The 14,121-nt window shown below is 52.2% G+C and carries 7 protein-coding genes; all 7 read left to right on the top strand.

All coding sequences use genetic code 11. The features are described from left to right. Positions 1-49: 49 nt before the first annotated feature. Positions 50-1,837: a vWA domain-containing protein gene (locus tag PLA01S_RS20765; RefSeq protein ID WP_127593854.1), complete on the top strand. Its 1,788-nt coding sequence runs from the start codon at positions 50-52 to the stop codon at positions 1,835-1,837. A gap of 212 nt (positions 1,838-2,049) precedes the next feature. Continuing rightward, the gene (locus PLA01S_RS20770; protein ID WP_127593855.1) at positions 2,050-5,439 is read left to right on the top strand and encodes a tubulin-like doman-containing protein; all 3,390 of its coding nucleotides are present in this window, start codon (positions 2,050-2,052) and stop codon (positions 5,437-5,439) included. Positions 5,440-5,441: 2 nt separating this feature from the next. Continuing rightward, positions 5,442-7,826 (top strand): transcription initiation factor TFIID, encoded by a 2,385-nt coding sequence (locus PLA01S_RS20775; RefSeq protein ID WP_127593856.1) that lies wholly within the window; start codon positions 5,442-5,444, stop codon positions 7,824-7,826. 37 nt (positions 7,827-7,863) lie between these two features. Beyond that, complete coding sequence (locus PLA01S_RS20780; RefSeq protein WP_127593857.1) at positions 7,864-9,129, top strand: vWA domain-containing protein; 1,266 nt, start codon at positions 7,864-7,866, stop codon at positions 9,127-9,129. A gap of 17 nt (positions 9,130-9,146) precedes the next feature. Next, the gene (locus tag PLA01S_RS20785) at positions 9,147-9,788 is read left to right on the top strand and encodes a beta-mannanase (RefSeq protein ID WP_127593858.1); all 642 of its coding nucleotides are present in this window, start codon (positions 9,147-9,149) and stop codon (positions 9,786-9,788) included. Between the two features lie 87 nt (positions 9,789-9,875). Beyond that, entirely contained in the window at positions 9,876-11,135 is a 1,260-nt protein-coding gene (locus PLA01S_RS20790; protein ID WP_100541387.1) for a hypothetical protein, read from the top strand. Beyond that, on the top strand, positions 11,135-14,104 hold the full coding sequence (locus tag PLA01S_RS20795; protein ID WP_127593859.1) for a GAP1-N2 domain-containing protein: 2,970 nt from the start codon (positions 11,135-11,137) through the stop codon (positions 14,102-14,104). Before PLA01S_RS20790 ends, PLA01S_RS20795 begins: the two co-directional genes overlap by 1 nt. Positions 14,105-14,121: the final 17 nt, after the last annotated feature.

A 14,121-nucleotide genomic window follows, 5' to 3' on the forward strand; every position in this document is an offset into this window, starting at 1 on the left:
ACCGAGGCATCCACCTGATGCTAGACTAAATGGATGAAGGAGTAATTCAATGCTACGTAAAAATAAATGGCTGCTCTCTTTGATGGCAGCGGTGCTGCTGATCTTGACCTGGAGCGGAGGAATCATACCCCAGGCAATGGCTGCCTCACAAGGCTCCAAGATTGATGCCGTACTGGTGATGGATGCCAGCAACTCGATGAAAACCAGTGATCCAGAGCGGATCAGTGGTGAAGCGATGAAAATGTTTATCGACATGCTGGCCACCACCGGCGACAAGGTCGGCGTCATTTCCTATACCGACCGGATTCAGCGGGAGAAAGCGCTGCTTGAAATTCAGTCGGAGGCGGACAAGACTGCGCTGAAGGAGTTTATCGATCAGCTTGATCGCGGCCCGTATACGGATATGTCCGTAGGCCTCGATGAAGCCGTGAAAGTGCTTAAGCAGGGAATGGACCCGGCGCATGCGCCGATGATCGTTGTTTTGGCCGACGGTAACAATGACCTGGATCCAAACACAGGCAAGACGAGCCAAGAAGCGTCAGACCAGTTAGATCAAGCCGTCAAGGAGGCCAAGGGAAGCGGCATCCCGATTTATACGATTGGGCTGAATGCCGACGGGAAGCTGAATAAAGAAACGTTGGCTGAATTGGCGAACCAAACGGGGGGCAAATCCTTTACCACCAGTTCGGCGGATGACCTTCCGCAAATATTAAGCGAGATTTTTGCCAGCCATCAGCAGCTTAAGATCGTTCCGGTACAATCGATTACCGGCAACGGAAGCTATCAGGAGGTTACGGTCCGTGTGCCGAATGCGAACGTGCTGGAGGCGAACATTTCCATTATGTCCTCCAGCCCCGTCGATGTGAAGCTGGTCGATCCTGCAGGCGCTGAGCAGACTATTCCTTCGGGCAATGTCCTGCGATCTACTTCCAATTCCTATTCGCTGCTCAAGCTGCTGAAGCCGAAGCAAGGCGATTGGAAGCTGCAGGTGAAAGGCGTATCGAAAGACAAAATCGATATTAACCTCGTATTTAACTACGACCTGGAGCTGACTATGGATCCTCCGCCATCCTCAAAGGTAAAGGCTGGCGACACGATCGATATTAAGGCATATCTCGTCAGCAATGGACAGAAGCTGCAGGACCAAGAACAGTATGGCAATATGACGGCCAAGCTGTTGGTTAAGGATCTGGACACGGGGGACGAGTCGGAGGTCAAGCTTGAGAATAAAGGCGGCAGCTTTGAAGGGAATTACAAGATTCCGCAGAAGCACGACTACGAGCTGAGGGTACGGGCGGAGGAGCAGAGCTTCTACCGCGAAAGCGCACCTGTGAAGATTAGCGCAAAAGCGGCAGCCGCGGACTCCGGAAGCGGTGGGAAGGAGATGACTGCGGGCGAGGATGCGAAACCTTTTCCATTATGGCCCGTAATCATTGGCATCGCGGCCCTGCTCATTGTTGGAGCGGCTGCATATTTCATACTCGGCGCGATTAAGAAAGCGAACAAAGGCTTTGTCGGTCAGATCGTGATCGAGATCAGGGACGAGAACACCGGCGAGAAGACATTCCCGCAATACAAGAAGCTGACTTCGTTCAAAGGGAAGTTCAATCTGCATCAGCTTCTGCAGCTTGCTCCCGAGCTGAAGGAGACCGAGAAAATCTTATTCATGCCGGGCAAGAACGACCGCATGATACTTAAAAACAATTCTTCAGCCGTGATTGAGAAATCCGGCCGCGCGCTGGATGCATCGAATGGCACGGAGCTTAAGAACGGAGACCGGCTGAGAGTTTCCCTGCAGCAGGCGGACAAAACGATATTATTTGAATATTTGGCTTAAAGTGCATGTTCAAAAAGGTCGGTTTTCAGCACCGAGAAGGTTGGATGAAACTAGGGACGTCAGGAGCGGAGCGTACGTTTTGGGTACGTGAGCACCGGAAGGCCCGGCTGAATTCAAGATTCGATGCCGAGCTGCTTCCTGATTCACTTCGTGATCAAAAGCGGACTTTTTGAACAACCTCTTAAAGCCATGACCTATCAGGAGGGGAAGTTATGAAACCGGTAGTTAGAGAACATATACAACAGCTTGACGTTTCACTTGGAGGCGGGATTGTCAGCGAGAAAATACGGGTCGATACCATCGACAATCCGATCCTTATCATTGGACTTGGAGGGACGGGAATCGATGCGCTGCTGCGCTTGAAATATCAGATTAACCGCCGTTTCAAGCTGCCGGAGGATCCGTTGTCCAAGAAGAGAATGGACAAGCCGGATAATGTGGAATTTCTGGCTTTTGAGACCAACGAACAGGATAAGAATAAACGCTATAAAGGCATCGGGCTTGATCCGATCAATGAATTCGTGCTCCTCTCTAATGCCGAGATTGGAGGCCTCCTTCAAAACCGAAGCATCCTGGAGCCGTATATTACAGATTGGCTGTCGCCAGAGCTGAGCATTACCGATGGCATGAACGGGGCAGCAGGCGTACGCCAAGCGGGCCGTTTGCTCCTGTTCACGAAGATTACGCAAGTGGTGCAGGCGATCGACAAGAAGATTAAGACGCTGTCGGTCGGCACGAACAAAAAGCTGATGGTTTTCCTGCTGACGGGGCTCTCCGGTGGTACAGGCAGCGGCTGCTTCTTGGACATTGCCTATATCGTTCGCGGCATTATCGAGCGAGACCACGGCTCTGCCGGCATTGACCGCGTGAACACGCTCGGCTATCTGTTTACGCCGGATATTAATCTGGCCAACAAAAGCTTGAGCGAGCATACGCGCGAATACATCAAGAAGAACGGGTATGCCGCCCTCAAAGAGCTCGATTACTGGATGAACGTGGATGCCAGAGGCGAGCGGTTCAAGCAGCAGTACGGCAGCATCCTGAACGTGAACTCCCCGCTGCCTCCGTTTAATCTGTGTCACCTGATATCCGCTACTAATACGGAAGGCAAACTGCTGGAGAACGCTTATGATTACTGCATGAACGTTACTGCGGAGAACATCACGAACTTCATGGCCAGCGAGGAAAAACAGTCCGGCGAAGAGTTTGCGATCCATGACTATATCAGCAACATCCGCACCAATATCGCGCAGATGAACAAGGCGTATCCTGCCAATTACGATTACAACATTATCGGGGCGTCTTCAGCCGTGCTGCCCATCGAAGAGATGACCACTTATCTGGCGTACCGCGTCTTCGGCAAAATGCAAACCATGTTCGAGAAAGCGCCGAGCCAGGAGGACGTCGAGAAATTCGCAAGCAAGCTGGGCATCGATCTGGACTCGATGACAAAGAATTTCGAGTCCCGCGTACCGGAGCCGCTCCCGGGTTATCAGAACAGCGAGCGACTCAGTTACGCAAACGTGGTGAAGAACCAGGTCATTAATATGGACACGGAGCTGGAACAGAATTTTCTGGCAAGAGCCCGCGAGGAATACATCAAAGCGAAGAAGCAGCTGCCGGGCGAGATCGTGGCTCAGTTCAGCGACCAAATCCGCCGCATGTTCCTGCATCCGCAGCAAGGACCGTTCTACGTATCCCGTTTGATTTATACGGAGAAAGGCTTCAGCCTGCTGAAGATGCTGCTGTCCTACATCGAAGCGCTGCGCGAGAATCTGACCCGCATTCCCCGTGATATCGAGTCGGCCAGAGAGCAGGCGGTCGATCGTCTGGGCGATGCGAAGAGCGCTTTTGTCTCCAAGGATAAGAAGAAGAATATCTATATTGAAGCCAAAATCAACGAATATTGGCTGGAAGCCGATGTGGAACGCACCGAGCAGATGATTGAATTCTATGAGGATTTATACGATCTGCTGAACCAGGAGAATAACCGGATTTATAGCGTATATACGGAAATTCTGAATGCGCTAAATTCGATTTTTGCCAAGAACGGTGACATTCTCGTCAACGGGGAAGAACAGCAGGATCATAAAGGGAACAAGACGTATTACTGGAACCTGGTCAGCGTGCCCGACATTTCCGATGTCATCAACAAAATCATGGATCAGAAGGATGTGGATGACCTCATCCGCGATTTTGCGCAAGAGCTGCTAAGCCATGCGAATCGTTGGACCCGGGAGCAGGAGATTGATATCGTCAGATCCATTTCGGAGTTTCTTACCGATAAATTCGGCGATCTGATCACCCGTTCGATGGAGGATTTCCTCGTCATGAAATTCGGGCAGGAGGATTCCATCGAAAAATTTGTCGAGCGCAATATCGCCAGCAAGCTGGATGACGAAGCCGTCCCGGTCTTCCATCTGAGCAACAGCGCAGGCAATTTGTACTTCCCTTCCTGGGGCTTTGTATCCGTGCCTGTACAGGCTCCAAGCATTCTGAAGGGGATTCGCAATTATCAGAATAATTCGGTCGGGAAGTCTCACTTCACCGTGAAAGAGAGCGAAGTGAAGAACCGAATCTTCTGGCTGAATACGAAGAACGGCGTGCCGCTGTTCGTCTACACGCCGCTTAAGGTTTATGAAGAGAGTTACGAACGCACGATCATGGACAAGGAAGGCGTGGGGCGTCACTTGGTGCAGACGGACCGTAACAACTGGACGTACCTGCCCTCGCCGATTCCCGAAAAATCCTGGGGGGATACCTACGTCAATCCGCGGGTTCAGGATTACAACGCACGCGTTCGCGCTGAATTTAATCAGGCCCTTGAGTTTAAGGTCATCATCCAGAAGGATGTCGACCAGAATACGAGCAGCCGCTACGCGGTTGTGTTCACGAAGCCATTTGATCTGAACGAGCTGCTTCGTGCTTATGATCTGCAGCTGGATAGCCCCAAGCCTAACCTTGGCGAGGTCAAGCGGGCATGGACCGAGCTGAAGCGATGGATGAACGAGGGACTGGAGCGGGTAGGCTCTAAGGATATTTTCAACAGCATCAACGAGGATATGGCCAAGGAGAATCTGATTCGTTCGCCGGAAATGATCCGCAGCGTGCGGGAAGAGCTGAAGAAATATGCAGCCATCGCAGCCAAAATCACGGAATTCGAGCTCTTGATCAGTGACAATCAGAATGAAGAGAAATGGCTGGATCAATTCATCGAGGCATTGTACACCGGGACGATCACCAAGAAGGGTGCGCTCTTCGTTTATGATCGCGATCCGGAGGAGGATTCCTGGGAGCCGTTTGCCAATCTGCTGAAAAGCGTGAATGACGTGGAGTATGAAGTCTACAAGCACTTCCGTCAGTTGGACGAGAAAAGCCGCAGCACGCTGCTTCGCAAATCCTCCCGCCGCGATCAGGAGCTGACCGCTTCTGAGGACATTACGCCGCTGCTCACGAAGCTGGAAGAATTGGCCGAACGGTTCCTGGAAACGCGCGACCGGCTCGAATACGAGAAGGTGGAGCTTGCGGACGGTGAAGAACGTTATCAGTTCTATAGACAGGTCTCTTCGAAATTAAATGACATCCGCAGAAGGTTGAAATAGCGATGAGGGAAATTCTTCGCCAGTATGCTGCGGGCTATGCCAAATCGGAAGAGCAGCTTACCTTGATGGAGGATGATCAGAGCAGCATCCACTACCCGGAGGTATACTTGTTCATTGGCGACAAGACAGCGTCCGCAATCGAACCGATCATGGAAATTCATGACCGCAAATGGGATAACAGCGCAAGCGTCGTTTATTTTCATGTGGGAACGGACCGGAGCGGAAGTCGGGAGCCGAAAGGCTCCGAATCCTCCGGTCGCCTTCACCGGTATCATCTGCAATTGCCGGAGTCAGACGGCGCATCCAAGTCCTTACGCAAGGAGCTGTACCAAGGCTTCTATCAGGACCCGCATCACCTGGCCGGGTTGAATAAAGCGATTCGGAAGCTGAGCCACCATATCTCAGACTATGGACGGAGCTATTCATCCTTTGATCGGATTCATCTGTCTGTCATAACACGGGTCGACGACCCGTTCAATGTGTTTATACCGGAAATTTCATTACTGGCCGAATCCATCTTCCAGCAGTCATTCAAGTCGGTGCAAATGGATATGTATGCGCTCATTAATGAAAGGGAGCAGATTGATTCCTATGGTTATGCGAGCTCTGTGGGCGTTGCCTTCCTGCGGGAGTTGGAGTTGATGCAGAGCCGGGAATACAGCTTCTCCGCGCCGCTGCAGGTCACGGAGGATGGGCTGACCATTCCGGTCGTTCACCCGGCCTCGCCGTTGTTTGATCTCGTTTATGTACTATCCGATAAGAATGAACGCGGCATATCGGGTTATGCTGGGATGCAGGATATCTACGATATCATCTGCCATCTGGGTTTGCTTAAGAACCGGAAGCAGAAGGATGAAACCTATGACGGAGTCCGGGGCATATACAACAATACGTCGTTCAAAAGCAATATCATGACCGAATCCGGCCGACAAGGCTTTGTCTCCGCTGGCTTTGCCCGGGTGAAGAGGCCCAATGAGCCGATCGCGCTAACGGTGCTCTATCATCTGTGCCGCGGGCTGCTGCTTCGCATGAAGGGCGGGCCGGAACCGGAGGTTCATGAATGCCTGACCTACTTCGGTCTCGACCCGGAAGCCGTATCGGCAAGAGCGGACCGGTTGCTGCCGGACGCAGAGCATCTGGAGGGGCTAAAGGGTATGATGTCACACCCCGTGAGTTTTGCAGGACTGAAGCGGATGAATGTTCGCGAGGCTGAAGAGGCGCTGTTCGGCGAAGGGTGTCGGCAATTTTTCCACAACAATTACGAGCTGGAAGTCCAGAAGAGAATGAGAGATATGAGCACTTCTGAAGATCTTCATCGTGCGCTTCGTCGCACCTTGGCGGATCATCCGCAAATCGGTTGTTATCAAATCGTGGCGTGGACGAGCGACAAGACGGGAGAGGGGATACTGCTTGAAGCGGTTCGTTCTCGTATCCGGGATCTCGGCAGCCTCCTGAAGACCGAGCAGGACGGACTAATCCGCTATTATGAGGAAAGCGTGGAAAGCCAGCCGTTCAAGAAGCTTCCTTTTCGGGACAAACAGAATGTGCGCCATTTCATTCGCTATTTCGTTGGTGAGGTCTATCGTCGTAAATATGAGCTGTTATTACTGGAAACGGAGCTTGCGCTGTACAGGCTCTATGAGGCGGAGCTTGAACGGATTCACCGTCATTACAAGCAGCAGGCGAACATGCTGGACCAGCTCGAAGCGGAATTGCTGGAAGCGGCCCAGTCGAGCATCCGTACCGCAGACGATTATATCGGCCAGAACCTGATGGAGTATTATGGCATGGTCACGGAAGAGCTGATGCTGGAATTGGAGAGTAAACGCGGCCAGGGCGTATTCTTCGAAGAACGGTATGTCGGCAATCTCTCCATCGTTACGCATGAAGGGATCGAACCGATTCTGTCGAGCATGATCCGGGTCTGTCTAAGAGATTTATTGACGGCAGAGCCGTTCGTGCAGACCTTCGAGGAAGAACTGCTGCGGCGGGCGAACGTAACCATCGACTACAATAACAAGCAGGTGCTTGCCAAGGAAGATCTGTTTAAGGTGCTTTACCGGATGCTGGAGGAGAACTCCGTTACGTTGGTCAGACTGCTTGACTATACGCAGGAGCATCGATACGAGGAGAAATATTTCTTCGGCGATGCCGACAGCGAATTCGTCCGTTATGCGATCCACGCCGATGAAGCTTTACGGGTGTACAAGCTTGGCATCGTGCATGAGAAGCGCTCAAGCGGGGTTGAGAAGCTGAACCTGATGGGAGGTTTCCACTTGGAGGATCTGATGTACTACCGGAATGGCAGAACCTACTACGAGACCTATACGGCAAACGGTTATGAATTTCATGGCATGGAACCGGCGCAACTTCCCGAGCTGCGCTAGCGTTCTTAGATTCTGATACAGAGAGTAGGCGTGTATTGTGCAACGAAAAATAAACCCTCTCCTGCTGCTGTGTAGTCTAGTCGGTGGGGGAATAGGATTTGCGATTGGGGAATTTTTGCTCCGCCAGTGGGGTATCGGGCTTCCCGTCATCGTGGTTACAGGGATCTATTTCGGAATTTTGGCCTTGTGCATCGGATTGGCCTGTTTAATCGCAGAACTGATCTCCCCTCGCTTGAATGGGAGCTCATGGAGACAGCGCTACACAGGCACATCATGGAAGCTGCTGATTCCATCCACTTTGGTGGCACTGTTCCTGCTAGGTATGTTGTTTGAGTGGGTGTATCAGTTGAACCCGGGCAGCGCCAAGCCCGTGAAGGACATCGTGCTGATCATTGATAACTCAGGCAGCATGAAAGAGACGGACCCGAATCAGGACCGATATACGGCGGCCAAAAATCTGATCAACCGCATGGACGAGGATAACCGTGTATCGGTTATGGTGTTTGATCATGCGACAACGTTACTGCAGCCGTTTACGCGTGTGAAGAACCAAGAAACCAAGGATGAGATCATCGCGGAAATCGACGGTTTGGCAACAACCGACGGTGGCACGGACATCAGTCTCGCGCTGGAGGATACCATGACGCATATCCAAGAGAGCCATGATGCCGGTCGAAGCGCCATGGTCATTATGCTGTCGGACGGCTTTAGCGAAACGGATCATGCGCGTGTGCTTGCGGACTATAAGCAGCAGCAAATCGCGGTGAATACGATTGGCCTCAGCCTTGTTAACCCGGACGGTGCCCAACTGCTTCAGACGATTGCTGCCGAAACGGGCGGGCAATATTACGATGTGCAGAACGCGGCAGATTTGTCTTTTGTTTTCCAGAAAATCTATGACGATGTCGGGGATCGTTCCCTGTTGACGAAACGTACGGGCGTTATGGAAGATAGCGTTTATTATCAGATTGTAAGAATTGCTGCGATGCTGCTCATTGGCGCTGCCATGGGCCTTGCCCTCGGCACTGTGTTTGACAACCGCCATCTTGCGCTTAGCTTCAGCATAGGCGGCGCGGTATCGGGCTTACTGGCAGGCATCGTTCTGGAATATGGTCTTTCCGGAGAGGAAATTGGAGATGCCTCCGTTCGTCTGATAGCCTGCCTTATTCTCGCGGGGATCATCGCCTTGTTCACGTTGGTGATTCCGGTTAAGGAGAGCAGCAAGATTATCCGCAATGTGCAGCGGCCGGGCCGTACGGGAAGAGGGCAGCGGCAGAATGATTCAACAAGCCGAGGATTTTAAAGCAGGGGGCGTTCGATATGCGGTTTAAAAATGCGGAGCCCGGAGAATGGGTCATTCAGGGATTAAGCTATCATGTAGACGATGGTTACTGCACGCTCCGCTGGAGCTGGCCGCCGGGTCTTCAAGCGGTACACATTCACCGTGCGATGGACGACGGATTCGGTCAGCCTGCAGGTGATCCGCTGCCTGGCGGAATGCGTCTATATACCCGAGACGAGTATAAGGCGAATAACGGGTACCGTGACCGGCTGGACGGGATTGGTCAGATTACGTACACGGTATACGCCTTGTCTTCCGACGACGGAGAGATGGCGCTAATCAGGCAGTCTGATGAAACGAACAGCATTCGATTCAGTACCGGCAAAGCCAGACTGGTCTACTCCATCCGCGAAAAAAGCCGCTGGCTGCAGCCCTATAAGACGATAGAAATTCAGGTTACGGCGGAAGTGCCGGTACCAAAGGAAGCTTTATGTTACGTGAAGAAGCAGGGGGCTTATCCGGTCAACAAGGAAGACGGCATCTTGTATCCGTTCGTGACGGATTTTGCTGCCGGACGCAACGTATTGCCTGCGATTGAGGTGGGCAAGAACGATTACGTGCGCCTGTTTTTTACGGATGGAAGGAAGTACGGACAACGATATGAGCTGGTGTATAGATAGAGATAGAGATAGAGATAGAAGATCACACAGTAAACACGATGAACGCGTTAGTGTGTAATTCATAGGGTTCAAAGGGAGGTACAAAGGATGGGCATTTTTGATATATTCAAGAAAAAACCGGAGCCGGAGCCAAGGCCGCTGTTCTATGATATTGTGTGCCCTTACTGTTTCAGTAAGTTTGCTCCGAAGGAAGTTGTCTTCCGGGCTGCCCACGACCGGGAGGATGACGAGGACTATGCGCTTGGGGAAGATGATGAGCTGAATCGGTACCGTGAACGCTTTGGGCTGGACTCCGTTTATGATATCGAAGCGATTATCCGTCCGAGCGACATACCGGAGGAGCAGCACATTTATTCGGATCACGTGCTGGTTGGATTGAATGACCGTTATGGAGTCGTCACGCGCAGACGATTGTGCCCGAAATGCCATAATGAGCTTCCGGTAACCGCCGGGAAGGTGCCAAGCAACATTATCTCAATTATCGGTGCTTCCCAAGTGGGCAAATCGGTTTATATGACTTCGCTCATTCATACGCTGCAGCATACGACGGCGGATCATTTTGATGCGGCCTGCATGCCGCTGAATGCCGAGATCAGCCGCAAGTTCCGTACGGGCTATGAGGAGCCGTTATTTGAGCGCGGAGATTTGCTGGCGTCCACGCAGAAGGAGAAGATGCAAGAGCCGTTCATTTTCCAATTCGTGTTCAAGGATGAATCCAAGCCGCCGTTAACGCTCGTATTTTTTGACGTAGCGGGCGAGGGCATGGTGGATGAGGATTACTTGGGACTTCACGGACAGCATATCAAGAATTCCGCGGGTATTCTGTTTATGGTGGATCCGCTCCAAATCCGCTCCATTCGGGAGAAAATTCGCCTGAAATTCGGTGACCAGCCCGGGGAATGGGTGTCCCAGTATGATGAGCCGCGGGATGTCGTGCTGACGATGTTCGGAGATTTCATCGCTTATGAGGACAAGGGCAAGACGGATATTCCGACGGCCGTCGTGCTGACCAAGAGCGACATGCTTCATGCGCTGAAGGATGAGGATGGCGAATACGTGAAGCTGAACAGCAACATCTTTAACAATGTGGTACACCGCAAGTTTTTGAATTTGACCGAATTTGAAAATATTGACGGCGAGATCCGCCGTTTTATCGAGAAGGTCGACCGCCCGTTCAAGGGAACGATGGATGTATACTTTTCCAATACAGCGTATTTTGCCGTATCGGCTCTAGGCAGCAACCCTGTCGATCAGAAGCTGCAAAGCGTCGTTAGCCCGATTCGGGTGGATGAACCGTTCATCTGGCTTCTGTACAAGCTGAAGTATATTCAGGGGAGGGAAGACTAGTGCCGGATTTCCCATCCCGAACCATACAGCAGCAGATGTACACGCGGGAGCGGCGAGGCATATTCCGCTCGGCCGAGGGCTTTGATACGGTGGCCCGTTCGTCCGGATTGGAGGCTTCCTTTATCAAAAAGGTGCTGCATCCTTTTTGCCAATACGAAGCTCCTGCCGAGCTGACGGCACGCAGCGAGCGGGACGCTGCGGCTTATCCGGCGGCCCTTCATCTGTTCCATACGGAAACAGGAGAAACGGTGCTGGGGCGAAGCGTGTTTCAGCCTGCGGATTTCACGGGACTGCGCAGTGCCTTTTTTACGCATCATTATGTCATTCCCGACGGTTTTCTTGTAGATGAGCATAACGCTTATCAGACTTGGCTCCAGGCCTCCTTTGCCGATCATTACGATATCGAAGCAGGCGTTGATCTGCCGCAGCTCCCTGCCATTCCGGTTCAGGGGGATTCTCAAGTGGCCATTTCATATAAGAAGGCGCCGACCTTATTGCAGGAGCTAGGGATCGACGAGAAGGTATTCAAACAGCTGCTTTATGCATGCATATCCGCGGCTGCCGGGAAGAAAAAGGTATACATCGTGCTGGACGTCCCTGTGGAACAGTTGTCCGCGAAGGCGGAGCAGCTGCTCTTTGTGTTGTTTGGCCGATTGCCCTATGCGCTGCGCCAGGTGCTTGGATTCGTAACCTATGCCAAGGAGCCGCAGAGCAAGAAGGGACTTCATCTCATGTTCGTGGAGAAGGGCAGCCTGCGCTTAAGCGACCGCAGCATCGAGAAGGATTATTTGTTTGAGCTCGCTGCCGGCAGGGTCATCAATGCCGATCTGAAATGGTCCGAGCAGCCTTATCTTGATTTTGCATGGGAGACGCTGTTGGACCCGGATCGCTCCGAGCGCTTTTTTGCCTTCGCCGAGCAGATGCTTGCGGATATGGAGCCGGGTCTGGGGATCTCGCTGGATAGCTACGATGATTTATGTGTGCTGTACCAGATTGAAGAAGGTCAAGTGGGCTTGTACCATGAGCATAAACATGCCGTGCTGCGTGCATTGCTGCTTTATTTGAAACCGGCAGGCGCCCTTGCTTCTAAGGAAAGGCTGGATCAGCTGTTCCACGCCCTGTTTGCCCAGGAATTCGAGCTTGTCAAAGGCGGACATGTTCCGGATGCAGTGATTGCCGGTTTCGTTAGGGATTATCACGGCATCAATCCCCGGCAGCATCATGATCTGATTGTGGAATATTTTATCCGCTCCTTAAATAACGCCTTATCGAAGCGGCGTCAGGATGTGACCGAGGCGATTTACGACTTGCTGGAGGGCAGCCCGGCCTTAAGCCGAGCCTTCTACTCCAGGGTGCTGACCAGTCCGGGACTGCCGGCGTTGATGTTTGATCCGTACATGAAAAAGCGCATGCAGCAAGCGGCGTCGCCTACAGACTTGGTAGATCTGATCGGTTTGTGGGTTCGGAATCACCCACTCCTGCTGGAACAGGAGAATTACATCAGGTTAGCCGAAGCGCAGCTTGTCGATAAGCTTAAGCAGGATTCGGATCCGGTGAGAGCGGTCAACGCCGTACTGGACCAATTGGATTCGCTGGAGCACCATTCTCAGAAGGGAATCGGTCGTTACCAAGGCGGAACTGCATTTGCAGACCGATTGATATATGCGGCAAACCTCTTCCTCTTGCGTGAGTTGGAGCCCGAGCAATTAAGCCAGAAACAGCTGCTGGATATCGGCTTTCTGCAAATGCCGAAGGAGTTCAAGGGCTGGGTAGAGCGGTTTGATTCCCGGATTCGGTCCAAAGCCGCGGTCATGCTGGCCCTTCACCAGTGGTCCAGCCGAGAAGAAGCAAGAGTGGAGGTGCTGGAGGATCTGTCAGCCGAGGAGCGGGAACGAACCCAGCATATCATGCGGAAATGGCTGCAGAACCATGTGGTGCCATCCAGCTTTGATAGCATTACCCTGGCCTTTTGCACGGAGATTCGTTCCAGTGCCGTAGACTATCGGGGCTTGCTTGATTATTTGCACAGATACGGCAACAGTCCGGAAGTGGTATACCAGTATATTAAGTGGTCTGCCGAGCAACCTGTATTCGTAAGACCGCGGGGGCTTGTTCCGGCTTATGCCACCGCCATCGTCGATTATTTCAAAACCTATGACCGTGAAGCCTTCAAGAATAAGGAATATGCGAAAACGTATTTCAATTCTCCTGCTCCAATCCTTAAACCGGTTTATACGAAGGTTAGGGCCGAATTAGCTTCGCCGTTGGTGCGATGGTTTCGACAGCATTCGCGGTTCGTAAAAATCACTTCATCTTTGCTTGCGGTGATCGTTATTGCTGGCGCTGTCTTCATGATGATCCAAAACGGCAAAGGACCTGCGGATGGCAATGCCGATCCGAATCCGGTCACTACCCCTCCGGTTACCGCACCTCCGGCTTCTTCCGATACCGTCCTTGAAAAGCCGTTACTGACGGCAACGGTGGTGGAGGAAGGCGAGCAGGAGGGCAAGACCGAGCTGAGTTTCCATTTTAAACAGCCAGCAGCTTGTCGGGATTTCAATGTGGATAAGATTGAGATTGTAGGCAAGGATGCAGGCACGCTGCTTGAGGCCGCTAGCCCTGAATTATCGCGGGTATGCGCCGATGACACAACGGGCGAAGCGGATACTGATCCATCAGGGACAGAGCTTGACTCATCTGGGAATCAAGCGGACCTGAGTACCGGGACAACAGAAGGGGAAAGCTCTTCTGAACCTGCTGAAGGTGAAGATGGGCAGTCATCGGAGAGCGTTGGTGACGCTCAGGAAAACCAGACGTACTCAAGTCAGGTCACCGTAAAGCTGGATAAGCCGCTTGACGTGTCCCTCGTCGAGAAGGTTGTTGTGGATGGCGTCTCGTATGAGCTGTCCGACGAAAGCGCGCTTTCGGAAGAGCAGACTCCGGATAATGAGACGGATGAAGGAGTTTAATATAGAAAACGAGCAGA

Origin of the sequence: Paenibacillus lautus NBRC 15380 (genome assembly GCF_004000945.1) — a bacterium.
Classification (GTDB): Bacteria; Bacillota; Bacilli; order Paenibacillales; family Paenibacillaceae; genus Paenibacillus_AQ; species Paenibacillus_AQ lautus.